Source organism: Rhizobium sp. YTU87027 (assembly GCF_050644135.1).
In the GTDB taxonomy this organism is placed as follows: domain Bacteria; phylum Pseudomonadota; class Alphaproteobacteria; order Rhizobiales; family Rhizobiaceae; genus Rhizobium.
In genome coordinates this window covers 2,610,571-2,636,720 of record NZ_CP098440.1, presented here as the reverse complement: position 1 = coordinate 2,636,720, position 26,150 = coordinate 2,610,571, and the positions used below count along the sequence as shown (strand labels likewise).

Sequence of the window (26,150 nt, the reverse complement as noted above, 5' to 3'; positions counted from 1 at the left end):
CGCTCCACCTATGTGCCCGTAGCAAGCGTATGGATAGTTTCATTGAACAACGGCATGCTGCCCGGCGACCAGCCGAGAGCGCGGATTTTCGCCGTGTCCATCGGCGTCAGCTGTGATTTGTCAGCAGGAAGCGGAAGCCTGTTAAGGCAATCGCGCTCCCAGCGAATGTGTTCGAGAATGTCCCAGGTATCCAGCGTGACATCGGAGACGTTGAAGGTCTCGCCGGAGATGCGTGCAGCGTCTGCCTCAAGCATCAGCCGCACGGCTTTGCCGACGTCTCTTCCGTGGACCTCGGTTCCGGCACGCGAAGGCAAGGGACGGCCGGCGAGGTAATCCTCTATCAACTTATCCCATTTGTTCGGCCGAAGGTCGCCATAGACGCCGGTCAATCGGAGGCTGGCCGTTGCGAAGCCGGGCGCCGCAAGGTGTGCGAGACTGCGCTCGGCATCAAGCTTGACCTGGCCGTAAAGGGTCTCGGGCTTGTCTTGCATACCTTCTTTCAGCGTGGTTCCCGGTGCGTGCTCGCCGTAGGCGGCGCGGCTGGAAATGAAGACGCAGCGGCGCGTGCCGGCGCGCTTCGCTGCTTCGAAAAGCCGGACGCTGCCGTCGAGATTGAAGCGCGTGAACGTCTCCGGGTCGTCGCCCTCGCCGCCGCGGTATTTACCGGGCAGGTGGTGGAAGGCGGCGTGCACGAAGAAATAGGCATCGTCGAAGGCCTCGCGATGATCGTGTGCCGGATCGAGCGAGAGCGCGGCGAATTCCACCGGACGTGAAAAGAATCGCGGCGATGGCGCGTGGCGGCCGCCGATGATCACGGTATAACCGGCGGCGAGCAGTTCTTCGACGATATAGCGCCCGACGAGACCTGTTCCGCCTGATACCAGTACCTTCATGCCGTCTCTTCAGGGTTCGCCATGGTCGATAGATCCGGCAAGGCAGCGCCGGCATAGAATGCATGCCACAATTCGATCAGCGGTCGCAGTTTATCGGCCTTCGGATGATTCGTCTCCCATGGCTTCTCGTACTGGTAGTGCAGGACGGAAATGCTCTGCCAGTCCCAAAGCCGGGGCATGGTGAACCATACATACTGGAGCATATTGAAATAGACCGGCAGGCCGTGCCAATCCGGGAAAAATTCCTGCAAGAAGGTCTGGTCCGTCCGCTTCCAGAACACCCCCGGCCGATCCAGTCGCTCCAGCATGCGTTGGAATGTCTTTTCGGACGGCTGCGCGACGAAGACGCCGGAGTTCAGCCGGTGAAAATCCGCAAGGGACTGATAGACGTTCGGGGCGGCGGAAAACTCGGGATAGCGGAAGAGCTTGTCGATGTTTCGCAGCACGAGCGCGTCGGCATCAATGAAGACGCAGTTGGCGTATTCGGTCAGCTGCCAGAGGCGCAGCTTGCAGAAATTGTCGAGCGGCGAGTGAAATGCCGGCTTGCGTCCCTTCGTGAAGGGGGCGGCGGCGTGCAGACTGGATCGAGCATGACGTTCATTGAACTCGGCTGACAGCGGCAGATGCTCGACCGGCACCAGGCGACAACCGTATTGCAGGAGCGTGGCAAGGCTGGCGTCGTCAACACCCTCCGTGTGGAGGACGACGATATCAGCGGAAGTGCTGGTTCGGCACAACGATGCTGTGAGCGCCTTGGCGCCCATGGCGTAATCGTCGTTGGTGACGAGAGTGACGTAGGCTTGTCGAGGCTCACTCATGAAACGGACTTCAGCCTCTTGCCTTCCGGATCATGGTTGATCGTGGCGGCAATGTCTTTCGTCCAGGCGGACACGGCGGGCACGCGCGACCGATCGACGCGATAGGCAAATTTCTTGGCGACGTCGACGATTTCACTGAGAAGCCCCGTCTGCAGGGTGATCGGATCGAGGCCGAGATTGCGGAATTTCTCGTTTTTGACGATCAGCTCGTTCTCCGGCGCTTCCTTGCGCGGGTTCGGCAGCCAGGCGATCTCGGCGCCGCTCAGCTTGGCGATCATTTCCGCCAGATCACGCACCCGATGCGTTTCCGTCATCTGGTTGAAGATTTCGACACGGGCGCCGCGGGCAGGCGGGTTGTTCAGAGCCAGCTCGATGCAGCGCACGGAGTCCTGGATGTGGATGAAGGCGCGTGTCTGGCCGCCGGTGCCATGAACTGTCAGAGGATAGCCGATCGCCGCCTGGATGAGGAAGCGGTTCAGCACGGTGCCGTAATCGCCGTCGTAATCGAAACGATTGACGAGTTGCGGGTGCCGGCGGGTCTGCTCGGTATGCGTCCCCCAAACGATCCCCTGGTGTAGGTCGGTTATGCGAAGGCGGTCGTTCTTGGCGTAGAAATGGAAGAGCAACTGATCCAGGCATTTGGTCATGTGATAGATCGAGCCGGGATTGGAAGGGTAGAGGATTTCCTGGCTGACGGTCTCGCCGTCCGCCGTCTCGATGCCAACCGGCAGATATCCCTCGGGGATCGCCGCTCCGACCGTCGAATAGCCGTAGACGCCCATTGTCCCGAGGTGGATCAGATGCGCGTCGAGCTGGAGTTCAACGAGCGCATTCAGGAGGTTATGGGTGGCATTGACGTTGTTGTTGACGGTGTAGTTCTTGTGGCGGTCGCTCTTCATCGAGTAGGGGGCGGCACGCTGCTCGGCGAAATGAATGACGGCGTCCGGACGGTTCTCGGCGAGCCACTTCTTGAGGAGCTCGTAATCCTTGGCAAGGTCGATCAGGTTGAAATGGATGCGTCGGCCAGTTTCCGCGTGCCAGATGCGCGTGCGCTCCTGGATCGAGTCCATCGGCGTCAGCGACTGGACCCCGAGTTCGGTGTCGATCCACCGCCGCGAGAGGTTGTCGAGGATATGAATCTCGTGTCCCGCGTCGGAGAGGTGCAATGATGTCGGCCAACCGATGAATCCGTCTCCGCCCATCACTGCAATCTTCATCGCGTCGTCTCCTGCTTGAATGTCTCTGTCAAAAATTACTTAGGAAGCGTGACAATTGTTCAATGCTTGCAAGGTGGAAAGTCTTCCGCCAAAGAGGGCGCGTGACTTTGGAGAAAATTATGGCGGACAACGGTTTTTCGATTTCGGGTGAACTCACGGAAACTGGTCACCGGCTCCTGCAGCGGGTCTATTACGAGGACACCGATTTCTCGGGCCTCGTCTACCACGCCCGCTATCTGCACTTCCTCGAGCGCGGTCGCACCGACTATCTGCGGTGCCTCGGCGTCGAGCAGCGAGAGCTTATCAATGCGGACGAGGAGGGGCTTGTCTTCGTCGTCCACCGCATGGAGATCGACTTCAGGCAGCCTGCGCGGATGGATGACATCCTGACCGTGCTGACGCACACCGAAAAAGCAGGCGGCGCCAAGATGGTCCTCAATCAGGAGATCCGGCGCGGCGAAACGCTGCTGATCGCCGCCAAGGTGATCATCGCCGTCATCAATGCCAATGCCAGGCCGCGACGCCTTCCGGAAACACTTGCCGAGAAATTTCTCGAAGGCAGCAAGCCGCTCCGCGGGCCCTGAGCCCTTGCCGCTACCCTTTGTGTGCGGCGATTCGCCTAGGTTGATCGCGAACGCTGAAAAGACGCGGGATTCTGGCCTTGCATAAACATGAGTTTTGTGTGAAGGAATTTGCGCGCTGGAAGATAAGCGCTATTGTGGTCATCGACCTAGATCTGACCAAGTAATCCAAGGGATAAATCTTTCGCCGATAGTTTCGCTGTCATGATCCGGCGCTAACGAACTGTTAACCATAATAGTGTCTTACTCGGATTGTCAGAGTTTGTGCGGTGCACGCCTTCCTTTGACCAAATTTGACGGCAAGGAAGGCGGATAAGAGCTTGGAAGCTTGACCAGGGCTTTGGGCGGCGGCCGCCAGACACTTCTTGCGAGATCACTTTGTGCCGCCCGGTCAAGTGCCGGGCGTTTGGATTCGGGGATTTTGGATCAATGGAACAAGTAGGATTGGCAGCAGCAACGGCCGACGTCAGCCTCTGGTCGCTGTTTATGCAGGCAGGTCTCGTCGTCAAGCTGGTTATGCTCGGGCTCATCGCAGCCTCGGTCTGGACCTGGGCGATCGTCATCGACAAGTATCTGGCGTATGGTCGCGCACGGCGCCAGTTCGAGAAATTCGAGCAGGTATTCTGGTCGGGCCAGTCGCTGGAAGAGCTTTATCGCACGCTGTCGGAGCGCAACAATACCGGCCTTGCCGCGATCTTCGTTGCGGCGATGCGCGAATGGAAGAAGTCGTTCGAGCGCGGTGCGCGCTCCCCGATCGGTCTGCAGATGCGTATCGACCGCGCCATGGATGTCACGCTGGCGCGTGAATCCGAATTCCTCTCCGCCCGCCTCGGCTCGCTGGCAACGATCGGTTCCGCCGGTCCGTTCATCGGCCTCTTCGGTACGGTCGTCGGTATCATGACCTCCTTCCAGGCGATCGCCGGCTCGAAGTCGACGAACCTCGCGGTCGTTGCCCCCGGTATCGCGGAAGCGCTGCTTGCCACCGCAATCGGTCTTGTTGCCGCTATCCCGGCCGTTATCGCCTACAACAAGTTCACTGCCGATGCCGGCAAGCTTTCTGCTCGCATGGAAGGCTTTGCGGATGAATTCTCCGCCATCCTTTCGCGCCAGATCGACGAGAAACTGCAGCCGCGCCAGGCCGCGCAGTAATCGACGGGAACGGAGTCAACGATATGGGTATGGGTGCTCCAAGCGGTGGCGGTAGTGGCGGTGGCCGCGGTGGCCGTCGTCGTGGTGGCCACAGAGGTGGCGCGATCTCCGAAATCAATGTGACGCCGCTCGTCGACGTCATGCTGGTGCTTTTGATCATCTTCATGGTCGCAGCACCGATGATGACGGTCGGCGTGCCGGTCGACCTGCCGGAAACACAAGCCAAGGCGCTGAATTCCGAAACGCAGCCGATCACGATCTCGGTCAAGAACGACGGCCAGGTGTTCCTGCAGGAAACACCGATCCCGGTCGACGAGATTGCCGCGAAGCTCGAGGCGATTGCAACGACTGGCTACAATGAACGCATCTTCGTTCGCGGCGACGCGACCGCGCCTTACGGCGTGATCGCCGACGTCATGGCCCGCATCCAGGGTGCCGGTTACAAGAACATCGGTCTCGTGACGCAGCAGAAGAAGGACCAATAGCGAACGCTATGAAGGCCAGTATCGTCACATCTGCGGCTCTGCATTGTGCACTGCTTGCCTGGGCGCTGATTTCTATCGGCTCCCCGGAGCAGTTCAAGGTCGAGGATTTCGAGGCGATGCCCGTCGACCTCGTGCCTGTCGAAGAAATGACGCAGATGCAGCAGGGCGACAAGACGGCCAAGCCGAGCGAAAAGCCTGCTCCAAAGCCGACAACAAGGCCGACCGAAGTCGCGAACGCCGAGAACATGGGCGATAACAAGGTCGACCTCAAGACGCCGCCGGTTCCGAACGCCAAACCCAGCAACAATGAGAGCGCTGCAGCCCCGAAGGCTGCCGAAAAGCCTCTTCCGCAGAATGATCCCGTGCCGAACGAGGTGAAGGAGATCGTGAAGGAGGAGACGGATGTCGAGCCGAAGCAGGTCGCTTCCATCACGCCGCCAAAGCCCGAGATCACGCCGCCGACACCAACTCCGCCAAAGCCCGAGGAAACACCCCAGGAACAGCCCGAGCCACCGAAGCCGGACGCCGAAGCGCTGCCGGACAAGGTCCCGACTCCTGTCGTGAAGCCGCAGCCGAAGCCGCCGGAACAGAAGCCGGCCGAGAAGCCCCCGGAAAAAAAGACCGAGGATCAGGCGAACGCAGACGAAAAGCCGACGGACAAGAAGAAGGCTGACAAGAAGCAGGAGAAGGCGAAGTCCGCCTCTTCGAAACAGAGCGACTTCAACGCCGACGATATTGCGGCTTTGTTGAACAAGCAGGATCCGTCGTCCGGTGGCGCCAAGCGCTCGACGGAAGTTGCCTCGCTCGGATCGAAAAAGGCGTCCAACGGCTCCAAGCTCTCGATGAGCGAGATGGATGCGCTTAAGAGCGCCATTGCCGGCAATTGGTCTGTCATTCCTGGGATGGAAGGCGCCGCTGACGTGCGCATCAAGGTCAGCATGAAACTGGACCGGGATGGCAACATCATCGGCGAGCCGGAGGTCGAAGCCACCGGCGGCACCAACGATTCGACTCGCCAGGCTCTCAAAGGCGGGGCCTATCGCGCCATCATGAAGTCGGCCCCATTCTCGAACCTGCCGAAAGATAAATACGACGCCTGGAACGAGGTCGTCGTCAACTTCGATCCTAGCGATCTAGCCCTTTAAAATGCTGAAAGGCTTGCCCCTCATGACCAAGTGTTCCCTCATTCGCGCCTTGATGGTCGCCGTTGGCATGATAACCACTGCGGTTGTCGCCACGCCGGCCAACGCGCTTGTCGAAATCAACATCAACAAGGGCAATGTCGAGCCACTGCCGATCGCGATCACCGACTTCCTGCAGGGCGACATGGGCGCGCAGGTGTCACAGGTGGTCGCCGCCGACCTTCAGCGCTCCGGTCTTTTCAAGCCGATCGACAAGAACGCCTTCATCGAGAAGATCTCGAACCCGGATGCCGCTCCGCGCTTCGAGGACTGGAAGGTCATCAATGCGCAGGCACTCGTCACCGGTCGCGTGACGCAGGAAAGCGACGGGCGCCTTCGCGCCGAGTTCCGCCTGTGGGACACGTTTGCTGGCACGCAGATGACGGGCCAGCAGTTCTACACCCAGCCTGAGAACTGGCGCCGTGTGGCCCACATCATCGCCGACGCGATCTACAAGCAGATCACCGGCGAGGAAGGCTACTTCGATACCCGTGTCGTGTTCGTCTCGGAGTCCGGCACCAAGCAGGAGCGCAAGCGCCAGCTCGCCATCATGGATCAGGACGGTTACAACGTCCGCATGTTGACGAACGGCAGCGACCTCGTTCTGACACCGCGCTTTTCGCCGAACCGTCAGGAAGTCACCTATATGTCCTTCGCCAACCAGCAGCCGCGGGTTTACCTGCTGCAGCTTGAGACGGGACAGCGCGAGGTGGTCGGCAACTTCCCCGGCATGACCTTCTCGCCACGCTTTTCGCCCGACGGTCAGAAGGTCGTCATGAGCCTTCAACAGGAAGGCAACGCGAACATCTACACGATGGACCTGCGTTCGCGCACCACGACGCGCCTGACGTCCACTGCTGCGATCGATACTTCGCCGTCCTATTCGCCTGATGGCAACCGGATCGTCTTCGAAAGCGACCGCGGTGGTCACCAGCAGATCTATGTCATGAATGCTGACGGCTCCGGCCAGACGCGCATCTCCTTCGGTGACGGCAACTACTCCACGCCGGTCTGGTCTCCCCGCGGCGATCTGATCGCCTTCACCAAGCAGTCTGGTGGCAAGTTCTCGATCGGCGTGATGAAGCCGGACGGTTCGGGCGAGCGTATCCTGACGACGGGCTTCCACAATGAGGGCCCGACCTGGGCACCGAATGGCCGCGTCATCATGTTCTTCCGCCAGGCGGCAGGTGCCGGTGGTCCGCAACTGTATTCGATCGATCTGACGGGCTACAACGAGCAGCTCATCAAGACTCCGACCTTCGCTTCGGACCCGGCCTGGTCTCCACTTCTCGAGTAGCAAAGCCTGTGGATGTGCCTTTTTGTCGCCGCAAAAATCCCTGATTGGGGCGACTGAGGGCCAAATCAACCATCTGTTAACCATAATTCTTGAATGCCGATTAACCCAACGAGGTTACAGTCCGGCAACCTTAATCAAGTCGCAAGGAGACCGGCCATGAGCCGAATTCACACCCCGGCAATGAGCCGCATGCAGAATTTTGCCCGCAACCCCGTCATGATCGCGCTTGTCGCCGGTCTCGCTCTGGCCGGTTGCGCCAACAAGAAGAACATGGCCAACAGCGCCGGCGATCTCGGCCTTGGTGCCGGCGCCGCAACGCCTGGCTCCGCCCAGGACTTTACCGTCAACGTCGGCGACCGCATCTTCTTCGACACCGACTCCACTTCGATCCGCGCGGACGCTTCCCAGACGCTCGATCGTCAGGCTCAGTGGCTCGCGCGCTATCCGAAGTACGCGATCACCATCGAAGGCCACGCCGACGAACGCGGCACGCGCGAATACAACCTCGCTCTCGGTGCTCGCCGTGCCGCCGCCACCAAGGATTACCTTGCTTCGCGTGGCGTTCCGGCGCAGCGCATGAAGACGATCTCCTATGGCAAGGAACGCCCGGTTGCCGTCTGCGACGATATTTCCTGCTGGTCGCAGAACCGCCGCGCCGTTACCGTTCTCGGTGGCGCCGGTATGTAATTGCCGGGAAATATTACAATTTCGAAAGGCGGCTCCATCGCGGGCCGCCTTTTCTTTTTGAACACACTTTGGCCAGTTTCCGTTGCTTTTTGAAAGTAATTGGAAAAATCTCCTGTTCGTGCCAAAGGGCGCGAAGAATCACTGGGACAGGACGAACCATATGAAAAAACTTGTCGTTGCGGGCATGCTGTGCCTCGCGGCCGTGGCCGGGGCGGGCCAATCGGCGAATGCGACGTCGCTTTTTGGCTGGCAGATTGGCGGCAAGGCCGCGGATCGGCAGCCGCAGGCACCGGTTGTAAACGTGCAGGCCGGCGGCGCCGAAGTTCGCATCCAGCAGCTCGAAGAGCAGCTGCGTCAGCTGAATGGTCGCATTGAGGAGATGAGCTTCCAGCTCCTGCAGATGCAGGAGACGATCCGCAAGGCACAGGAAGACAACGAATTCCGCTTCCAGCAGCTGGAGAAGGGCGGCGGCGGCGGCAGTGCCGGTGGCGGCTCCAAGACGATGAAGAAGAGCGAGGCCGACGCGCCACCTCCGGTTCAGGGTCAGGGCGGCGGCGATGATGTCGCTCGTGTTATCCAAGCACCGCAGGGAGCCGAAACGGCTCCCTCGACCGATGTCCCGGCGAACGATGGCCTCGGCCAGCCGCCGAAGCAGCTCGGTTCGATGCAGTTCGACCAGAACGGCAACCCGATCGGTGGCTCGGTCAACGAGGGCGCCTCAGTTGGATCCGGCCCGCTTCCGGGCGTCGATTCCGGCCGTTCGTCGCAGACCGCCTCGCTCGGCAGCGAAGCCGACCAGTACAAGGCCGCCTACGGCCACGTGCTCTCCGGCGACTACTCGACGGCCGAACAGGAATTCACCCAGTATATCGCTCAGTATCCGAGCAGCGCTCGCGCAGCCGATGCCAATTTCTGGCTTGGCGAAGCGCTCTACTCGCAGGGCAAGTACAACGAGGCCGCCAAGACGTTCCTCGACGCGCACAAGAAGTACGGCAGCTCTGAAAAGGCGCCGGAAATGCTTCTCAAGCTCGGCATGTCGCTTGCGGCGCTCGACAATACCGAAACCGCATGCGCGACGCTGCGTGAAGTCTCGAAGCGTTACCCCAAGGCTTCACGTGCTGTCATAACCAAGGTTGCCAGCGAGCAAAAGCGTCTCGCCTGCTAGGTCTTCCGGCTTTGCGTCCGGGCGGCCCCCTTCTACCCGAGACGGCACTACGCCGTTTCCTTGACTCGCTGATCAAGCCCTCGCGCATCCTTGTTGCGATTTCGGGTGGTAGTGATTCAACTGGCCTGCTTCTGGCGCTCGTCGAAGCTCTCAAGGCCACTCCCAATTCTGGAATCTCGCTTTGTGCCGTAACCGTCGACCATGCGTTGCGGATAGAATCCGCCGTTGAAGCTCACGAGGTTGCAGCCTTCTGCAGGTCGCTTGAAATTCCCCACTTGATCAAGGTTTGGAAGGGCGAGAAGCCAAAAGCCGGCATCATGGCGGCAGCACGTGACGCTCGCTATGCGCTGCTTTCCGATGCTGCCGAAAACATGAATGCGGACATTGTTGTGACCGCGCACACGGCTGATGATCAGCGTGAGACGCTTGCCATGCGACGGGAACGTTCCGAGCAGCCAAGCACTGGCATTGCCGATCTCGTCCTTTTTGATCGCCGCTTGTGGATTGCTCGCCCGTTGCTCGGTTGCCGACGAGAAGTGATCCGCGATTACCTTCGTGCACGACGGGTCGGCTGGATCGACGATCCAAGCAATGATGATCCGAAATACGAACGTGTGCGCGTACGGTCGGGCTTCGCCGACAAGGCAGACGCCATTCCGGCTGCGGATGCGGTGGGTGATTTGCGCGCGGGCGCCGCCGCTGCAGCTGCGCTATGGTTGGATCAGTATTTCGTTCTGCACCCTCCGTGCATCGGCCAGGTGATGCCGGCCGGGCTGACCGTCGATCGCGAGATCCTTAGTTATGCCGTCGCACGTCTTGCGGCAGTGTTCGGCGGTCAAGCGTTCACGCTCGGGCGCAAGCAGATGGACGACGTGCTGGCTCTGATCGAAAAGGGTGATCTGGGGCGGATGACCGCGAGCCGGGTGGTGTTCGACCTCAGGCGCGACGGGCTCTTTCTCGTTCGCGAAAACCGCGGCATCTTGCCGTTGACGCTAGCACCCGGCGAGCATGGTGTTTGGGACGGCCGGTACCTGGTTGAAAACGGAACCTCGTTGGAAATCGGCATTGCTGCTGGCCGATCCGAGACGCAACGCGCTCAACTACCTAGAGGCGTTGTCAGGCGAGCCTTGGCGGCGGCGCCGCGTATCGTTGATGTGGCAGGAAACGATGCTCCCGGCAGTGCTGCCCAGAAAGTCGGCATCACACCCTATTTTTCGCCCTTCGACCGTTTTTTGACACGATTTGATTTCATCTTTGCGGAGAGCCTTGCGGCTGCCTTTGGAACACGCCCCTATCCAAAACCGCCTTTAGGTCTTATTGACGGAAAATCTATCTAACAGTCCAGTTTTCCTTGGCATTCACCCAAGGCAATCCTATGTTAGAGACCAAATAAGACGGTTGCCATGAGGCCGCTGTTCCAGTGCTGGGGAGTTCGATGAACCCTAACTTACGTAATTTCGCCTTGTGGGCAATCATAGCACTCCTGCTGATTGCCCTGTTCAGCATGTTCCAGACGTCGCCGGCGCAGACCAGCTCCCGCGAAATCCCTTACTCGCAGTTCCTGCGTGAAGTGGATGCGGGCCGCGTCAAGGAAGTCGTCGTCACCGGTAACCGTGTCACCGGCAGCTATGTTGAAAACGGCACTACCTTCCAGACCTATACGCCTGTCGTCGACGGCAGCCTACTCGACCGTCTGCAGCAGAAGAACGTCCTCGTTTCGGCGCGCCCGGAAACCGATGGTTCGTCGGGCTTCCTGAGCTACATCGGTACGTTGCTGCCGATGCTGCTGATCCTTGGCGTCTGGTTGTTCTTCATGCGGCAGATGCAGGGCGGCTCGCGCGGCGCAATGGGCTTTGGCAAGTCCAAGGCCAAGCTTCTGACAGAAGCGCATGGCCGCGTGACCTTCGATGACGTCGCGGGTGTTGACGAAGCCAAGCAAGATCTTGAGGAAATTGTTGAATTCCTGCGCGATCCACAGAAGTTCCAGCGTCTCGGCGGCAAGATACCGCGCGGCGTTCTATTGGTTGGCCCTCCCGGTACCGGTAAGACGCTGCTTGCCCGCTCTGTTGCAGGCGAAGCTAACGTTCCGTTCTTCACGATCTCGGGTTCCGACTTCGTTGAAATGTTCGTCGGCGTCGGTGCAAGCCGTGTCCGCGACATGTTCGAGCAGGCCAAGAAGAATGCGCCCTGCATCATCTTCATCGACGAAATCGATGCTGTCGGTCGTCATCGCGGCGCCGGCCTCGGCGGCGGTAACGATGAACGTGAGCAGACGCTGAACCAGCTGCTGGTCGAGATGGATGGCTTCGAAGCAAACGAGGGCATCATCCTGATCGCAGCGACCAACCGTCCCGACGTTCTCGATCCGGCGCTTTTGCGTCCGGGCCGCTTCGACCGTCAGGTCGTCGTTCCGAATCCTGATATCGTTGGCCGCGAGCGCATCCTGAAGGTGCACGCCCGCAACGTGCCGCTGGCACCGAATGTCGATCTCAAGGTTCTGGCTCGCGGTACGCCCGGCTTCTCCGGTGCTGATCTGATGAACCTCGTCAACGAAGCTGCCCTGATGGCCGCACGCCGCAACAAGCGCGTCGTCACCATGCAGGAATTCGAAGACGCCAAGGACAAGATCATGATGGGCGCCGAGCGCCGTTCTTCGGCGATGACCGAAGCGGAAAAGAAGCTCACCGCCTATCACGAAGCCGGCCACGCGATCACGGCACTCAACGTCGCTGTCGCCGATCCGTTGCACAAGGCAACGATCATCCCGCGCGGCCGCGCGCTTGGAATGGTCATGCAGCTCCCCGAGGGCGACCGCTACTCGATGAGCTACAAGTGGATGGTTTCGCGCCTCTGCATCATGATGGGCGGCCGCGTTGCCGAGGAACTGACGTTCGGCAAGGAGAATATCACTTCCGGTGCGTCCTCTGACATTGAGCAGGCGACCAAGCTTGCCCGCGCGATGGTCACGCAGTGGGGCTTCTCCGACGAGCTCGGTCAGGTCGCCTACGGTGAGAACCAGCAGGAGGTCTTCCTCGGCCACTCTGTTTCACAGTCGAAGAATGTCTCCGAGGCGACGGCCCAGAAGATTGACAACGAAGTGCGCCGCCTGATCGATGAAGCCTATACCCAGGCTCGTGACATCCTGACGGACAAGCACGACGAGTTCGTTGCGCTTGCGGAAGGGCTTCTCGAATACGAGACCCTGACGGGCGAGGAAATCAAGGCGTTGATTCGTGGCGAGAAGCCCTCGCGCGATCTTGGCGACGATGCGCCTCCCAGCCGCGGTTCGGCCGTGCCGAAGACCGGTACGCGCCCGGCGACCAAGGGTGACGAGCCGGAAGCCGGCTTGGAACCGCAGCCGCATTGATTTCTCTTGAAAATGCACGAAAGGCCGGGGTCCTGTGGACTCCGGCCTTTTGTGTCGGTAACGCGATGTAATGGGTTTTCTTGCTAATTTACGTGATGGTGACGGCAATTTATGTCATGCCGGTGACATAGGGAGGCCTCATTCGAGGCTCTTGTAGCGACATTCCGCCCGTGGCGGTGTGATTTTTGCAAGTAATACTGCGCAGCCTGTAGGCGCGCCAAGGCACAGGGGTGCATATGAAAAGACGCTATTTCGGTACGGACGGCATTCGCGGTCAATCCAACGTGTTCCCGATGACGCCAGACCTTGCAATGCGGGTCGGGATTGCAGTCGGAACTATTTTTCGCCGTGGTAACCACCGTCACCGAGTTGTTATTGGCAAGGATACGCGCCTTTCTGGCTACATGCTCGAGAATGCGATGGTCGCAGGCTTTACTGCCGCTGGCGTCGACGCGTTCGTTCTCGGTCCTATCCCGACGCCAGCCGTAGCCATGCTGACGCGGTCTTTGCGCGCCGACATCGGCGTGATGATCTCTGCCTCCCACAATCCCTATCAGGACAACGGTATCAAGCTCTTTGGGCCAGATGGCTACAAACTGTCGGATGATCTGGAAATGCAGATCGAGGATCTGCTCGAAAAGGATCTCTCGACGCAGCTTGCCAAGGCCGACGACATCGGCCGCGCCAAGCGCGTTGACGGCGTCCATGACCGCTATATCGAGCATGCCAAGCGCACACTACCGCGCGACGTCACGCTGCAGGGCTTGAGGATCGCGATCGACTGCGCAAACGGGGCGGCCTACAAAGTGGCCCCCGCCGTTCTCTGGGAGCTCGGCGCTGACGTCGTCACCATTGGCAATGAGCCGAACGGCACGAACATCAATCTCAATTGCGGCTCCACGAGCCCGGTCGCTCTGCAGAAGAAGGTCGATGAAGTGCGGGCTGATATCGGCATTGCGCTCGACGGCGACGCCGACCGGGTGATCATCATCGATGAGAATGGCGCGGTGGTCGATGGCGATCAGCTGATGGCTGTCATCGCTGAAAGCTTTGCCGAAAGCCAGCAGCTTCGCGGTGGCGGTATCGTTGCGACCGTGATGTCGAATCTCGGACTGGAACGCTTCCTGGAAGACAAGGGGCTAGGCCTCGTGCGCACGATGGTCGGCGACCGCTACGTGGTCGAGCACATGCGCCAGCAAAACTACAATGTCGGCGGCGAGCAGTCTGGACACATCGTATTGTCCGACTACGGCACGACGGGCGACGGTCTGGTGGCGGCACTGCAGATCCTTGCTGCGGTCAAGCGGACCGGCAAGACGGTGAGCGAAGTTTGCCGTCGTTTCGATCCGGTGCCGCAGTTGCTCCGCAACGTCCGCATTTCTGGCGGCAAGCCGCTTGAAGATGGCCGTGTGCTGAAAGCAATCGCCGATGCCGAAGCGGAGCTTGGCCATAGCGGCCGCCTTGTCATCCGTCCTTCCGGCACTGAGCCGCTGATCCGGGTCATGGCTGAAGGCGATGACCGCAGCCAGATCGAACGCATCGTCAATGACCTGGTAGGCATAATTGGTGGTGTGCGCGACGCCGCGTGACGTCCGTATGCATTGCCTGCCGGGCGTTGTTAGGCGTCCGGTCATGCAGGCGAAATCATGATAAAGATCCTGTAAATTTAATCTGACATTAACCCTAGTTTGTAAGACTCCAGAATGAATAAAGCCGGGTGTGGTCGATCTATGCGCGCCGGGTGTTGGTTTTTTCTTGGAGAATACTATGAAGAGATTTTTGATTGCCGTGGCTGCGGCGCTGGTGGGCGGCGGCCCCGTTCTCGCCGCTGATCTCTATGTTGACCCACCGGCACCCGTCCCGACCTTCGGCGGATGGTATCTGCGCGGCGATATAGGTATGACCAACCAGCGTCTTGGCGGGTTGCAGCACGAATTGTTTGACGACGTTGAGCTCCACGAATTTCTCGACGACGGCGGCTTTGACAGTGGGCCACTTGGCGATTTGGGCATCGGCTATCAATTCAATCAGTGGCTGCGTGCTGATGCGATTGTCCAGTATCGCGGTAAGACCGATTTTTCCGCGCTCGATCGTTATGGTCACACCGACGCAACGGGGGCGGCTGTCTGGGATGCCACGAATGACTATGACGGCGCCAAGTCAGAATGGCTGGTGATGGCCAACGCCTACGTCGATATCGGCACTTGGTATGGCATCACGCCTTATGTCGGGGCCGGTATCGGCACCTCACGCAACACCATCTCTAGTTTCAGAGACGTCAATGTCCCGACTCAAGGTGTTGCTTATGCTGACAGCGATTCCACCTGGAACTTTGCCTGGGCGCTGCATGCTGGTCTCGGTTATCAGGTGACAGACCGTCTCACGGTCGACTTCGGTTATACCTACCTCAACCTAGGCGATGCACAGACCGGCCGGATCCACTCTTATGACAACACCGTAGATACCGGCCCGATGCACTTCAACAACATTACCTCGCACGATTTCAAACTCGGCCTGCGTTACTCGCTGCAATAACCGGTTTCGTTCCTTACTGTGAGAGCCTCGCCTCAAGGCCGCCGTCATGGCGGCCTTTTTCGTATGCCTCGAACTCGCTCGAAGTTAACAAACATAGTTAACTGCACGTTAGCATCTCGCTGAAATAATGCCCGTACTGGTCAGTCATGCGGGCACTGCATTGCCCGATCGGGAATTGCAATGAAATTGTCCGCCATAATCCTCGTCACCGCGGCAAGCCTCGCTCTGTTCGGCGGTCCGGCAATGGCGGAGGATCTTCCGATTACAGAGGTACCCGAAGTCAGCATTGCCGGCGATACATCGGCGATGGGCTGGTATCTTCGTGGTGATCTTGGCTATACGCCGTGGACGGGTGACGAGGCCCCGGCCTACCGCTTCGATGACACCGTCGGCGGTGAATTCGATTCGGCACGCTTCTCCAGACCGATCTCCGGCAGCGCCGGGATCGGCTATCAATTCACCGACATTTGGCGTGCCGACCTCACAGGGGATTTCTTCAAGAGCGACTTTACCGGCACCGCCCGTACTGATTTGCCTTGTGCGGCATCCGCTCCCACCGGGACCGGTTGTGCCTCGGGTGTGCAGGCCGATCTTCGCGCCTATGGCGTTATGACAAACGGCTATGCCGACCTCGCGACGATTGCCGGCTTCACCCCCTATGTTGGCGCGGGTATCGGGATAACCAACGTCAGATGGGGGAACGTGCATTCGCAACCCGAGTGCGTGGATGGTGGTTCGACCTGTTCGGGGGCGACGTTCTCCCGGCAAGATTTCAATGGCGAGAACAGTTGGCGGTTCACCTATGCGTTGATGGCTGGCCTCAGCTATGAAATCAACGATCACATCAAGATCGATTTCGGTTATCGCTTTTCCGATGTTGCCGGGGGCAGCATGTTCGCAGGTTCCTCCGGGATAAGCGGCCGCGACGACGGATTGACGCGGCATGAAATCCGTATCGGCTTGCGCATCGCCGGTTGGTAGTCCGCGTCGCAATGACGCGCATAAGCCAAAAAGTTCTCTCACAGCGACTCCGGCTGCTTGACTTCGATCTCACTGCTCTATAACCACGGCGGCGGGACACTCCTCCCCAACGAGGAGCTATCTATCTGGAAGGATAGCACATGGCGAAGACCGCAAAGCCGGACGCACGTCCGCAAAATACTCATTTTTCTTCTGGCCCTTGCTCGAAGCGCCCCGGTTGGTCGCTCGAAGCCCTTTCCGACGCGGCTCTTGGCCGTTCGCACCGCGCGAAGATCGGAAAGACAAAGCTGAAGCAGGCTATCGATCTTACCCGAGACATTCTGGAAGTGCCGGCGGATTACCGCATCGGCATCGTTCCGGCGTCGGATACCGGCGCTGTTGAAATGGCACTCTGGTCGCTGCTCGGTGAGCGTGGCGTCGACATGGTCGCCTGGGAAAGCTTCGGCGCAGGTTGGGTCACCGACGTCGTCAAGCAGCTGAAGCTCAAGGACGTCCGTAAGATCGAAGCCGGATACGGCGAGCTGCCCGATCTCTCCACGATCGATTTTGACCGCGACGTGGTCTTCACCTGGAATGGCACGACCTCTGGCGTCCGCGTTCCGAACGCCGATTTCATCCCTGCCGATCGCAAAGGTTTGACGATCTGCGACGCGACGTCTGCTGCCTTCGCGCAGAACCTCGATTTCGCCAAGCTCGATGTCGTCACCTTCTCCTGGCAGAAAGTTCTCGGCGGCGAGGGCGCACATGGCGTCATCATTCTCTCGCCGCGTGCTGTCGAGCGTCTGCTTAGCTACGCTCCGGCATGGCCGCTGCCTAAAATCTTCCGCCTGACCTCGGGCGGCAAGCTGATCGAAGGCATCTTCAGCGGCGAAACCATCAATACTCCGTCGATGCTCTGCGTCGAGGACTACATCGATGCGCTGCTGTGGTCGAAAGAGGTCGGCGGCCTCAAGGGCCTGATGGCGCGCGCTGATGCGAACGCCAAGGTCATAGCGGACTTCGTGGCTGCCAACGACTGGATCGCTAATCTGGCGGTCAAGCCGGAAACGGCCTCCAATACCTCCGTCTGCCTGAAAATCGTCGACAAGGACGTTCTGGCACTCGACGGCGACGGCCAGGCGAATTTCGCCAAGGGCATCGTCAGCCTGCTCGACAAGGAAGGTGTCGCCTACGACATCGGTCATTATCGCGATGCTCCATCAGGTCTTCGCATCTGGGCCGGCGCCACGATCGAAACGGCTGACATGCAGAAGCTGATGCCATGGCTGTCTTGGGCCTTCGAAACGCAGAAGGCGACGCTTTCGCAGGCTGCTGCCTGAGTGATCGCATCCGGCTCCGCTCGCCGAGCGGAGCCTCGCATCCCTGATTTCATCCATCGCTGAACTTTTTGAAGGAAGCCCCAATGGCACCTCGCGTTCTCGTATCCGACGAACTGTCGGAAACCGCTGTCCAGATCTTCCGTGATCGCGGCGTCGAAGTCGATTTCCAGCCGCAGCTCGGCAAGGACAAGGACAAGCTAGCCGAAATTATCGGCAACTACGATGGTCTCGCCATCCGCTCCGCCACCAAGGCAACCGAGAAGCTGATCGCCTCGGCGACCAATCTGAAGGTTATCGGTCGCGCCGGCATCGGCGTCGACAACGTCGATATCCCGGCCGCGTCGCGCCGCGGTATCATCGTCATGAACACGCCGTTCGGCAACTCGATCACAACAGCCGAACACGCCATCGCGCTGATGTTTGCCGTTGCTCGCCAGCTGCCGCAGGCCGATGCATCGACGCAGGCCGGCAAGTGGGAAAAGTCGAAGTTCATGGGTGTCGAAATCACCGGCAAGACGCTCGGTGTCATCGGTGCCGGTAATATCGGCGGCATCGTCTGCAAGAAGGCGATCGGCCTCGGCATGCATGTTCTGGCCTACGATCCCTTCCTGTCGGCCGAGCGCGCCCAGGAAATGGGCGTGACCAAGGTCGAGCTCGACGAGCTTCTGGCCAAGGCCGACTTCATTACCCTGCACGTGCCGATGACCGACAAGACCCGCGGCATTCTCGGCAAGGAGAACCTCGCCAAGACCAAGCCCGGCGTTCGCATCATCAACTGCGCCCGCGGCGGCTTGGTCGATGAGGCAGCTCTTGCCGAAGCCATCAAGTCCGGCCATGTTGCCGGTGCCGGTTTCGACGTATTCGAGGTCGAACCCGCCAAGGAAAGCCCTCTGTTCGGCCTGCCGAATGTTGTCTGCACGCCGCATCTCGGTGCGTCGACCACGGAAGCGCAGGAAAACGTTGCTCTCCAGGTCGCCGAGCAGATGTCGGATTACCTCGTCAAGGGTGCCGTTTCCAACGCCATCAACATGCCCTCGATCACTGCCGAGGAAGCACCGATCCTGAAGCCATTCATCCGGCTCGCCGACGTGCTTGGCGCCTTCGTCGGCCAGGTTACGGAAGAGCCGATCAAGGAAATCGAGATTCTCTTCGATGGCGCAACCGCCACGATGAACACGCGAGCGCTGACGAGCGCGCTGCTTGCCGGCCTGATCCGCCCGCAGGTCGCCGACGTGAACATGGTCTCGGCGCCTGTTATGATCAAGGAAAAGGGCATCGTCCTTTCCGAGGTCAAGCGCGACAAGACCGGCGTTTTCGACGGCTACATCAAGCTCACCGTCAAGACCGACACGATGACGCGCTCGGTCGCCGGCACGGTGTTTTCGGATGGCAAGCCGCGCTTCATCCAGATCAAGGGCATCAACCTCGATGCCGATGTCGGTTCGCACATGGTCTACATCACCAACACAGACGTGCCCGGCATGATCGGCTTCATCGGCACGACGCTTGGTACCGCCGGCGTCAACATCGCGAACTTCCAGCTTGGCCGTGACAAGCAGGGCGGCGATGCGATCGCGCTGCTTTATGTCGACGGTCCGATTGGCGACGAGGTTCTCGCTAAGCTGACGGCGAACCCGGCGATCCGCCAGGCGAAGCCGCTGGTTTTCGCGGTCGATTGAGTTTTGCTCCCAAGGCAATGAGAAGACCCGGCGTGGGAACCTGCGCCGGGTTTTCTCGTTTTGCTTCTCAATCGATTATCAATTCAGGAGCTTCCATGACAAAGTCAGCCGTCGCTATCGCCATTGCGCTCGCATCGCTTATCAGCCTCTCGTCATGCGCAAACACGGCGAACGGCCTTGCCAAGGACGGTAGGGAGGCGAGCAATGCGCTGGATGCCAGCACGCATCGTATCCTCAAGGCCGGCGCGAACTAAGTCGCGCCGCCGGCCTTTTGCGTCCACGTAGCATAGCCCGCCAGACCAAGCGGGCTCGCGATCACTGCGGCGTCGCCGGAGCCGGAGCAGCCGGGGCTGGAGCGGCAGGAGCCGCAGGGGTTGCCGGAGCTTCAGCGGGTGCGTTCGCTGCTGGCGCTGCCGGCGCGGTCGATGCAGGCGGTGGCGAAGCCGGTTCGGAAGCCGTCGGAGCCGGCGCGGCGGGTGCCGTCGCCGTCGACGGACTCTGTGATCTCGGCCAGTAGGTGGCTGCCAGGGCCACGATGACGACGATCGCTGCCAGAACAATCCAGATGGTTTTACTCTTGGACGCCGATGTATTCATCGGGTTTGGTTTGTTGAAGTCATTTGTCATGTTACTCCTCCTCTAAACGTTAACTCCTTGGCGCGTAAAATGTTCCAATACGCGCAAATCTCCGTGAACGCTCTGTGAGGCTGCCGGTACGATGTGCCCTTGGCGAGGGAAGCTCGCGAGGGCCTTCCATGTGCCGTTCCACGCAATTTTACTGTAACGTACTTCCAATCTACGCCAGCTCGTGTCTCGCTTCGTACCCACCTCTTCGGGTGTGCCTGAACCTTTCGATAGCCTTGTTGCGGAGAATCTTTTCTATGTTGGAGGGCCAAGTGCGAACGAGCATGATGGCAGTCCCCTTTGTGGCTCTCCTGGCGAGCCGTGGACCGGCGTGGCTGCATGCCGTATTTCGCAAAGGGCGTTACGCATTCGTCGTCTTTGCGCTCCTTACCGCCATCCGCGGCGAAAACACCTACGCCCAGATATCGCAGCAGCAGGCGGACGGGGAAGACTTTCCCCAGCGTGAACTCGTGATCGGCACCAAGGAGGCGCCGCCCTTTGCGATGAAGGATGCCGACGGCAACTGGAGCGGCATCTCCATCGACCTCTGGCGCGAGGTTGCGCAGAGGCTCGGGCTGAAGTTTCGACTCGCCGAAGAGCCCAATGTCCAGAAACTCATCGAAGCCACGTCGCGGGGCGATTACGATGTTTCGGTCGCGGCGATCACAATCACGGCTGATCGCGAACGCAGCGTGGATTTCAGCCAGCCCTTCTATGATACCGGGCTCGGGATTGCGGTCTCGGTCAACAGCGTGTCGGTGTGGCGCGAGATTGTCCGGACGATGATTTCCGCCGGCTTCCTGCAGGCGGCAGGTGCTTTGATCGGTATCTCGCTGCTTGTCGGTGCGTTGGTATGGTTGTTCGAGCGGCGTCACAACGACGACTTCGGAGGACCACTGGGACGCGGACTAGGGGCGAGCATCTGGTGGTCGGCTGAGGCCATGACGCAGGCAAGTACGGGTCACCGCGGGCCAATCACGATCGCGGGCAGGGCGCTCGCGATCATCTGGATGGTTGTGTCGATCATTACGATTGCCGTGTTTACCGCCAGCGTCACCTCCGCCTTGACGACCAGGCAGATGCGCGGGCTGGTCAATGGCGTCGAGGACTTGCCCAGCGTGCGCGTTGGGACACTTGCCAATTCGGCGACGATTGGCTTCCTGGATGGCGAGCGCATCAAGCATCGCACGTTTGTCCAGGTTGCCGACGGGCTCAGGGCACTCGAAGCCGGATCAATCGATGCCTTCGTTTATGACAAACCCCTTCTCGCCTGGACCGTGGAACAGCATTTTTCGAGCACCGTGCAGGTCTTGGATGTCGACTTCGAGCCGCAAAGCTACGGACTCGCCATGCCGCTCGGTCGGCCCTATCGCAAGGCAATCGACGTTGCGGTTCTTCAGGCAACTCACGATCAGCGATGGAAGGCAATGCTCTTTCAGTACCTCGGGGAGAAACGGTAAGAGCGGTGCCGCGTGATCGGATTTCGCCGACCTGTTACTTGGCCGGCTTCAGCAGTCTCAGCGCATTGATCGTAACCAATACGGTGGCGCCGGTGTCGGCCAGGATAGCGGGCCAGAGGCCGGTGATGCCGGCGATGGTTGTCACCAGGAACACGGCCTTTAGGCCGAGTGCGATGGTGATATTTTCGATAATGTTGCGCATCGTGCGCTTCGAGAGCGCGATCATTGCCGCAACATCGGTGACTCGGCCATGCAGGATCGCGGCGTCAGCGGTTTCGAGCGCCACATCGGTGCCGCCGCCCATAGCGATACCGACATCTGCAGTCGCAAGGGCAGGGGCGTCGTTGATGCCGTCGCCAACCTTGGCAACAATCAAGCCGCCACGCTTCAACTCGTTCACGATGCGCTGCTTGTCCTCAGGCATCAACTCGGCGCGTACTTCAATGCCGAGCTGCCTGCCGATGGCCTCCGCGGTGCGGTGGTTGTCACCCGTGAGCATCACGGTCTTGATACCAGCCTCGGTCAATGCCTCAAGGCCGGACTTGGCGTCGTCGCGGGGTTCGTCGCGCATGGCGATGGCACCTGCCAGCGTGTCGCCGACGATCAGCACGGAGACTGTTTTTCCGTCGTCGTTGAGTACAGTGATGCGCGCGGTCTGATCGGATGACAGAGGAACTTGTTCGCCGGCGGCCTTGGGAGATCCGAAGAAGACCGGCTGCCCCGCGACCATCCCGGTCATGCCTTTTCCTCCCAGAGCCTTGGCATCGGTCGCCGCGGGGAGAGGGATCTGCGCGGCTGCAGCCCGTGCCAGGATCGCGAGCGCCAGCGGATGGCTCGACCCTGTCTCAAGCGCAGCAGCATACTTCAGGACTTCGGCTTCGTTCTTTCCGAAAGCGATTACGTCGGTCACCTGCGGTTTGCCTTCCGTCAGAGTGCCTGTCTTGTCGAGGGCAACAGCGGTGACTTTGCCGAGGTTCTCAAGGACCGCGCCGCCTTTCAGCAGCAGGCCACGGCGCGCTCCCGAAGAAAGCGAGGCGGCGATCGCGGCAGGCGTCGAAATCACCAGGGCACAGGGGCAACCGATCAGCAATATGGCGAGGCCCTTGTAGATCCATTCGTCCCAGGCGCCGCCTGCAAGAAGTGGTGGCAGGATTGCGACGAGGGCGGCAACGGCGACCACGCCAGGCGTATAGTATCGAGAGAAGCGATCGATGAAGCGCTCCGTCGGTGCCTTGGATTCCTGCGCCTCCTCCACCAGCCGGACGACGCGCGCAATCGTGTTGTCGGCGGCGGCTGCCGTCACTTTGACGCGAAGGGCGGCGTCACCGTTGACGGTGCCCGCAAAAATCGTGTCGCCTTCACCTTTGCGCACCGGCGTGCTTTCGCCGGTGACCGGGGCTTCGTCGATTGCGCTCTCGCCCGACAGGATGGCGCCGTCCGCCGCGATGCGGTCGCCCGGACGAACCAGAATTGTCGAACCGACGGCGAGGCTCTCGGCCGGCACTTCCCGGGTCGTACCATTTTCTTCGAGGAAAGCCCGTTTCGGGACCAGGGTCGTCAGAGATTGGATGCTTGCGCGCGCCTTGCCGGCGGCGACGCCTTCCAACAGTTCGCCAACCAGGAACAGGAAGACCACGGTCGCGGCTTCCTCGCCGGCATGGATGATCACCGCGCCAAGCGCCGCAATCGTCATCAGCATCTCGATCGAAAAGGGTGTGCCTGCAAAGGCGGCGGCGACGGCGCGTCGAGCGATTGGAACAAGCCCGACGAGCACTGCCACAATGAATGCATAGGACGCAATCGCCGGCACGAAGTGGCCGATGATATAGGCAACAACGAGGGCTGCGCCGGAGAGGATTGTCAGGCGACCCTTCTTGGTTTGCCACCAAGGTCCGGCCATCGGGGCGTCGTGACCGTGGAGCCCCAGTGAGTCCGTAGCCTTTTCCCCAGAGTGTTTATGACCCTCGTGATTGTGCCCCTCGTGAGCGTGCCCTTGGTGATCGTGGCCGGCGTGATCATGGTCACGGTGGTCGTGGTGTGAATGATCTGCCGGTGGTGTTTCCACCGGCAACCTTCCAGCGACCTGCGAAACGGAATAGCCGAGGCTCGTCACTTTCTTCTCGATGGCGGCCAGATCACTGCTGCCGTCGTGACGCACAGTCATCGTTCCAGCGGTCACCGAGACAGAAACGTCTTCGACACCCGGGATGCGTCGGACAGCAGTGTCAATCTTGGCTGCGCAGCCGGCGCAATCCATGCCGCCAACCCTATACCGTTTCTCGACCGTTTCACCCATGATCCGCTTCCTTGTCAGACAGAAGCATCTTTCCTACATCCTCTAGCGACTAGAGGTGCAAGAGGAAAATCATGAAAAAGATCACGATCGGCGAAGCCTCGCGGACAAGCGGCGTCAAGGTACCAACGATCCGCTATTACGAGAGTATCGGCCTCCTCCCGGAACCGAACCGCAGCGAGGGCAATCAACGCGCTTACGAGCCGGCGGATCTGCGCAGGCTCGCCTTCATCCGTCATGCTCGCGAGCTTGGCTTCGAGGTGGAGGCCATCCGCACCCTGCTGACGCTGCAGGACGATCCACATCAGTCGTGTGCTTCTGCCGACGCAATCGCCAAGGCCCGCCTGATCGAAGTCGAGCAGAGGATACGAAGCCTGATGGCGCTGAAGGCAGAGTTGGAGCTGATGGTGGAAGGCTGCGGTCATGGTCGCGTCGACCAGTGCCGTGTCATCGAGGTATTGGCGGATCACGGCCAGTGCAGTCACGCCCATCATTGACGGTCGATAGCAGCCGGGGTCCAAAGAACCAAAATAGAGCCGCAAGATATGCTGCGTTGCACAATACTAAGGCGTTCCGCCCAAAGTTTTGGCGGGCTATGATTATGATTTTATTTAGCTTTTCTGTCTATAACCTGTCCGCCCGTGGCCATTATTTCATTGTGACTTCCTTACGGCCGGTCTCCAGAGAGCATTTGTTCCGATCGATGCGCCGAACGACGATTTTCAGTCGCTGTTCGCCACTCATCCGTCACCGATGTGGGTCTACGATCCCGGCAGCCTTCGCTTTCTGATCGTCAACAACGCCGCAATCGATCTCTATGGCTATTCGCGTCATGATTATGCGCGCATGACGGTCCTCGATATCAGGCGCGAGCGTGAGCGTAAGCGAATGCTCGAGGCCGTGCAGGCCCGCACGGACATGGAGCGTGCCGAGCGTTGGACGCATTTGAAGGCCAATGGTGAAACGCTGGAGGTGCTGACCTATGGACGGGCCGTTCGCTTCGACGGCCGGGATGCGATCCTCGCAATCGTGCAGGACCGGACCGAGGTCAATGCCGCCCAGCGTCAGGTCACCGATACGCGCTCGATGCTCGACAGCATTGTCGATAACCTGCCCGTCGGCGTCTTGCGGTTCAATTGCCGGGCACGACCCTGAAGACATTATCGGCCAGCAATGCACGATGCGCTGACCGGCCTTCCGAACCGCGCGTCTTTCGCCGATCATATCCAGCGGGAGGCAGCGATCGCCACGGCGGAAAAGCCGTTGGCACTGCTTTACCTCGACGTCGACCACTTCAAGCACATCAATGACAGCAAAGGGCATGCCGCGGGCGACGCGCTGCTCTGTCAGGTGGCCGCCCGTTTGATGCAACTGGTGGCCGACGGAGACCTCGTCGCACGCCTCGGCGGCGATGAGTTTGCCCTGCTTCTGCGTCTGGAGCGGCGCGAGAATATTGAGCGCTTTGCCGAACGTCTGCTCAAGTCGCTGTCGGCACCTTTCGATCTCGACGGTGTCAACGAGCACGTGACCTGTAGTATCGGCATCGCACTTGCTCCCGACCACTACCAGCCGATCGTGCAACTTGATGACGACGGCCTTGCGGGTTTCGAAGCGTTGATCCGCTGGCGCCATCCCGTCCGAGGTCTGCTCCCACCGATGGAATTCATACCCATCGCAGAAGAAACCGGCCTCATCGTTCATATTGGCGAGTGGGTGTTACGCGAAGCCTGCCGCGTGGCGGCGGGCTGGCTCAATCATTTAAAGATCGCGGTCAATCTCTCCGTGTGCCAGTTCCGGCATACCAGCCTGCTTGCGACTGTTGTCGCCGCACTGGATGAGACTGGCCTGCGTCCGGCGCGCCTGGAAATCGAGATCACCGAATCCGTCTTCCTCGCCGACGTCGAGCAAAGCCTGCCACTCCTGCGGGCATTGAAGGAACTCGGCATCCGCATCGCCATTGACGATTTTGGCACAGGCTATTCGTCCTTCAGCTATTTGCGGGCATTCGCCTTCGACAGGATCAAGCTCGACCGCAGCTTCGTCTGCGGTATCGAAACGGATCCCGGCAATCTGGCCATTGTGCCGCGGTCGTCGGCATCGGCTCAGGCTTCAATGCAACGAGGCTTGCAGAAGGGATCGAGACTGAGGAACAACTGCAGAAGTTGCGTGCCGAAGGCTTTGGCGAGGTGCAAGGTTTCCTGCTCGGCAGGCCGATGCTGCAGGCGGAAGCGGAGGCCTTGATCGAAGGCGGCGCATCACCCTTGTTCCGTGCGGCCGGCCGTTGAAATCATTGCGTCGTAAGTGCTGGCAGCCTTGTTGCGACGATGTTCCTGTTGCCTCAGCGGGATGAAGTGCCGGCAGGGCCTGACGTTTGCCTGCTGGTCGCCAACGGTCTGGGCATCGTAGCCGGCGCAATTCC

22 protein-coding genes and 1 pseudogene are annotated in these 26,150 nt (G+C 60.0%); 18 read left to right on the top strand and 5 right to left on the bottom strand.

The window, feature by feature from the left end; all coding sequences use genetic code 11:
* Positions 1-8: 8 nt before the first annotated feature.
* The 3 genes from NBG89_RS13115 to NBG89_RS13105 are packed head-to-tail and all read right to left on the bottom strand — an operon-like array spanning position 9 to position 2,928.
* Positions 9-893 (bottom strand): NAD-dependent epimerase/dehydratase family protein, encoded by an 885-nt coding sequence (locus NBG89_RS13115; RefSeq protein ID WP_431320326.1) that lies wholly within the window; start codon positions 891-893, stop codon positions 9-11.
* The gene (locus NBG89_RS13110; RefSeq protein ID WP_431320325.1) at positions 890-1,711 is read right to left on the bottom strand and encodes a glycosyltransferase; all 822 of its coding nucleotides are present in this window, start codon (positions 1,709-1,711) and stop codon (positions 890-892) included. The genes NBG89_RS13115 and NBG89_RS13110 overlap by 4 nt, the downstream gene beginning before the upstream one ends.
* On the bottom strand, positions 1,708-2,928 hold the full coding sequence (locus tag NBG89_RS13105) for an NAD-dependent epimerase/dehydratase family protein (RefSeq protein WP_431320324.1): 1,221 nt from the start codon (positions 2,926-2,928) through the stop codon (positions 1,708-1,710). The genes NBG89_RS13110 and NBG89_RS13105 overlap by 4 nt, the downstream gene beginning before the upstream one ends.
* Positions 2,929-3,047: 119 nt before the next feature.
* On the opposite strand from NBG89_RS13105, the gene ybgC reads away from it, so the two are divergent.
* The 15 genes from ybgC (at position 3,048) to NBG89_RS13030 (ending at position 19,608) form a co-directional block, all read left to right on the top strand.
* Positions 3,048-3,512, top strand: coding sequence for a tol-pal system-associated acyl-CoA thioesterase (ybgC, locus tag NBG89_RS13100; protein ID WP_431320323.1), 465 nt, complete (start codon positions 3,048-3,050; stop codon positions 3,510-3,512).
* Positions 3,513-3,938: 426 nt separating this feature from the next.
* Positions 3,939-4,658, top strand: a complete 720-nt coding sequence (gene tolQ, locus NBG89_RS13095) for a protein TolQ (protein WP_431320322.1) — start codon at positions 3,939-3,941, stop codon at positions 4,656-4,658.
* A 29-nt stretch (positions 4,659-4,687) separates the two neighbouring features.
* Positions 4,688-5,143 (top strand): protein TolR, encoded by a 456-nt coding sequence (gene tolR, locus NBG89_RS13090; protein ID WP_028749423.1) that lies wholly within the window; start codon positions 4,688-4,690, stop codon positions 5,141-5,143.
* A gap of 8 nt (positions 5,144-5,151) precedes the next feature.
* Positions 5,152-6,288 carry a hypothetical protein gene (locus NBG89_RS13085; protein ID WP_431320321.1) on the top strand — a complete coding sequence of 379 codons (1,137 nt, stop codon included), beginning with the start codon at positions 5,152-5,154 and terminating at the stop codon, positions 6,286-6,288.
* A 22-nt stretch (positions 6,289-6,310) separates the two neighbouring features.
* Positions 6,311-7,621, top strand: a complete 1,311-nt coding sequence (tolB, locus tag NBG89_RS13080) for a Tol-Pal system beta propeller repeat protein TolB (protein ID WP_088692881.1) — start codon at positions 6,311-6,313, stop codon at positions 7,619-7,621.
* Positions 7,622-7,777: 156 nt separating this feature from the next.
* Positions 7,778-8,308 carry a peptidoglycan-associated lipoprotein Pal gene (gene pal / locus NBG89_RS13075; RefSeq protein WP_007802639.1) on the top strand — a complete coding sequence of 177 codons (531 nt, stop codon included), beginning with the start codon at positions 7,778-7,780 and terminating at the stop codon, positions 8,306-8,308.
* A gap of 160 nt (positions 8,309-8,468) precedes the next feature.
* The gene (ybgF, locus tag NBG89_RS13070; protein WP_431320320.1) at positions 8,469-9,473 is read left to right on the top strand and encodes a tol-pal system protein YbgF; all 1,005 of its coding nucleotides are present in this window, start codon (positions 8,469-8,471) and stop codon (positions 9,471-9,473) included.
* Between the two features lie 11 nt (positions 9,474-9,484).
* Entirely contained in the window at positions 9,485-10,810 is a 1,326-nt protein-coding gene (gene tilS / locus NBG89_RS13065; RefSeq protein ID WP_431320319.1) for a tRNA lysidine(34) synthetase TilS, read from the top strand.
* A gap of 98 nt (positions 10,811-10,908) precedes the next feature.
* Positions 10,909-12,840: an ATP-dependent zinc metalloprotease FtsH gene (gene ftsH, locus NBG89_RS13060; protein WP_088692879.1), complete on the top strand. Its 1,932-nt coding sequence runs from the start codon at positions 10,909-10,911 to the stop codon at positions 12,838-12,840.
* 236 nt (positions 12,841-13,076) lie between these two features.
* On the top strand, positions 13,077-14,429 hold the full coding sequence (gene glmM, locus NBG89_RS13055; RefSeq protein ID WP_431320318.1) for a phosphoglucosamine mutase: 1,353 nt from the start codon (positions 13,077-13,079) through the stop codon (positions 14,427-14,429).
* Positions 14,430-14,607: 178 nt separating this feature from the next.
* A complete protein-coding gene (locus tag NBG89_RS13050) occupies positions 14,608-15,375 on the top strand; it encodes an outer membrane protein (protein ID WP_088692877.1) in 768 nt (255 codons plus the stop codon).
* A 180-nt stretch (positions 15,376-15,555) separates the two neighbouring features.
* A complete protein-coding gene (locus NBG89_RS13045; RefSeq protein WP_431320317.1) occupies positions 15,556-16,356 on the top strand; it encodes an outer membrane protein in 801 nt (266 codons plus the stop codon).
* A gap of 140 nt (positions 16,357-16,496) precedes the next feature.
* Complete coding sequence (locus tag NBG89_RS13040; RefSeq protein WP_431320316.1) at positions 16,497-17,675, top strand: phosphoserine transaminase; 1,179 nt, start codon at positions 16,497-16,499, stop codon at positions 17,673-17,675.
* An 83-nt stretch (positions 17,676-17,758) separates the two neighbouring features.
* On the top strand, positions 17,759-19,354 hold the full coding sequence (gene serA / locus NBG89_RS13035) for a phosphoglycerate dehydrogenase (RefSeq protein ID WP_431320315.1): 1,596 nt from the start codon (positions 17,759-17,761) through the stop codon (positions 19,352-19,354).
* A 95-nt stretch (positions 19,355-19,449) separates the two neighbouring features.
* On the top strand, positions 19,450-19,608 hold the full coding sequence (locus NBG89_RS13030; protein ID WP_431320314.1) for an entericidin: 159 nt from the start codon (positions 19,450-19,452) through the stop codon (positions 19,606-19,608).
* Between the two features lie 61 nt (positions 19,609-19,669).
* Here the strand turns inward: NBG89_RS13030 and NBG89_RS13025 are convergent, their stop codons facing one another.
* Positions 19,670-19,981: a hypothetical protein gene (locus tag NBG89_RS13025; protein WP_431320313.1), complete on the bottom strand. Its 312-nt coding sequence runs from the start codon at positions 19,979-19,981 to the stop codon at positions 19,670-19,672.
* A gap of 281 nt (positions 19,982-20,262) precedes the next feature.
* On the opposite strand from NBG89_RS13025, the gene NBG89_RS13020 reads away from it, so the two are divergent.
* A complete protein-coding gene (locus NBG89_RS13020; RefSeq protein ID WP_431322685.1) occupies positions 20,263-21,438 on the top strand; it encodes a transporter substrate-binding domain-containing protein in 1,176 nt (391 codons plus the stop codon).
* Positions 21,439-21,472: 34 nt separating this feature from the next.
* Here the strand turns inward: NBG89_RS13020 and NBG89_RS13015 are convergent, their stop codons facing one another.
* Entirely contained in the window at positions 21,473-23,734 is a 2,262-nt protein-coding gene (locus tag NBG89_RS13015) for a heavy metal translocating P-type ATPase (RefSeq protein WP_431320312.1), read from the bottom strand.
* Positions 23,735-23,805: 71 nt separating this feature from the next.
* Between NBG89_RS13015 and NBG89_RS13010 the strand changes: the two genes are divergently transcribed.
* Both NBG89_RS13010 and NBG89_RS13005 read left to right on the top strand, forming a co-directional pair.
* On the top strand, positions 23,806-24,228 hold the full coding sequence (locus NBG89_RS13010; RefSeq protein ID WP_431320311.1) for a MerR family transcriptional regulator: 423 nt from the start codon (positions 23,806-23,808) through the stop codon (positions 24,226-24,228).
* Positions 24,229-24,430: 202 nt separating this feature from the next.
* Positions 24,431-26,016, top strand: a pseudogene (locus NBG89_RS13005) (EAL domain-containing protein).
* Positions 26,017-26,150: the final 134 nt, after the last annotated feature.

Bases quoted from the DNA above. Each gene is read 5' to 3' on its own strand.
- NBG89_RS13040 (WP_431320316.1), top strand. From the start codon at position 16,497: ATGGCGAAGACCGCAAAGCCGGACGCACGTCCGCAAAATACTCATTTT.
- tolR (WP_028749423.1), top strand. From the start codon at position 4,688: ATGGGTGCTCCAAGCGGTGGCGGTAGTGGCGGTGGCCGCGGTGGCCGT.
- NBG89_RS13025 (WP_431320313.1), bottom strand. From the start codon at position 19,981: ATGACAAATGACTTCAACAAACCAAACCCGATGAATACATCGGCGTCC.
- NBG89_RS13105 (WP_431320324.1), bottom strand. From the start codon at position 2,928: ATGAAGATTGCAGTGATGGGCGGAGACGGATTCATCGGTTGGCCGACA.
- ftsH (WP_088692879.1), top strand. From the start codon at position 10,909: ATGAACCCTAACTTACGTAATTTCGCCTTGTGGGCAATCATAGCACTC.
- NBG89_RS13110 (WP_431320325.1), bottom strand. From the start codon at position 1,711: ATGAGTGAGCCTCGACAAGCCTACGTCACTCTCGTCACCAACGACGAT.
- NBG89_RS13050 (WP_088692877.1), top strand. From the start codon at position 14,608: ATGAAGAGATTTTTGATTGCCGTGGCTGCGGCGCTGGTGGGCGGCGGC.
- NBG89_RS13030 (WP_431320314.1), top strand. From the start codon at position 19,450: ATGACAAAGTCAGCCGTCGCTATCGCCATTGCGCTCGCATCGCTTATC.
- NBG89_RS13115 (WP_431320326.1), bottom strand. From the start codon at position 893: ATGAAGGTACTGGTATCAGGCGGAACAGGTCTCGTCGGGCGCTATATC.
- serA (WP_431320315.1), top strand. From the start codon at position 17,759: ATGGCACCTCGCGTTCTCGTATCCGACGAACTGTCGGAAACCGCTGTC.
- tolQ (WP_431320322.1), top strand. From the start codon at position 3,939: ATGGAACAAGTAGGATTGGCAGCAGCAACGGCCGACGTCAGCCTCTGG.
- pal (WP_007802639.1), top strand. From the start codon at position 7,778: ATGAGCCGAATTCACACCCCGGCAATGAGCCGCATGCAGAATTTTGCC.
- NBG89_RS13020 (WP_431322685.1), top strand. From the start codon at position 20,263: ATGATGGCAGTCCCCTTTGTGGCTCTCCTGGCGAGCCGTGGACCGGCG.
- NBG89_RS13085 (WP_431320321.1), top strand. From the start codon at position 5,152: ATGAAGGCCAGTATCGTCACATCTGCGGCTCTGCATTGTGCACTGCTT.
- ybgF (WP_431320320.1), top strand. From the start codon at position 8,469: ATGAAAAAACTTGTCGTTGCGGGCATGCTGTGCCTCGCGGCCGTGGCC.
- glmM (WP_431320318.1), top strand. From the start codon at position 13,077: ATGAAAAGACGCTATTTCGGTACGGACGGCATTCGCGGTCAATCCAAC.
- NBG89_RS13010 (WP_431320311.1), top strand. From the start codon at position 23,806: ATGAAAAAGATCACGATCGGCGAAGCCTCGCGGACAAGCGGCGTCAAG.
- NBG89_RS13045 (WP_431320317.1), top strand. From the start codon at position 15,556: ATGAAATTGTCCGCCATAATCCTCGTCACCGCGGCAAGCCTCGCTCTG.
- ybgC (WP_431320323.1), top strand. From the start codon at position 3,048: ATGGCGGACAACGGTTTTTCGATTTCGGGTGAACTCACGGAAACTGGT.
- tolB (WP_088692881.1), top strand. From the start codon at position 6,311: ATGACCAAGTGTTCCCTCATTCGCGCCTTGATGGTCGCCGTTGGCATG.
- NBG89_RS13015 (WP_431320312.1), bottom strand. From the start codon at position 23,734: ATGGGTGAAACGGTCGAGAAACGGTATAGGGTTGGCGGCATGGATTGC.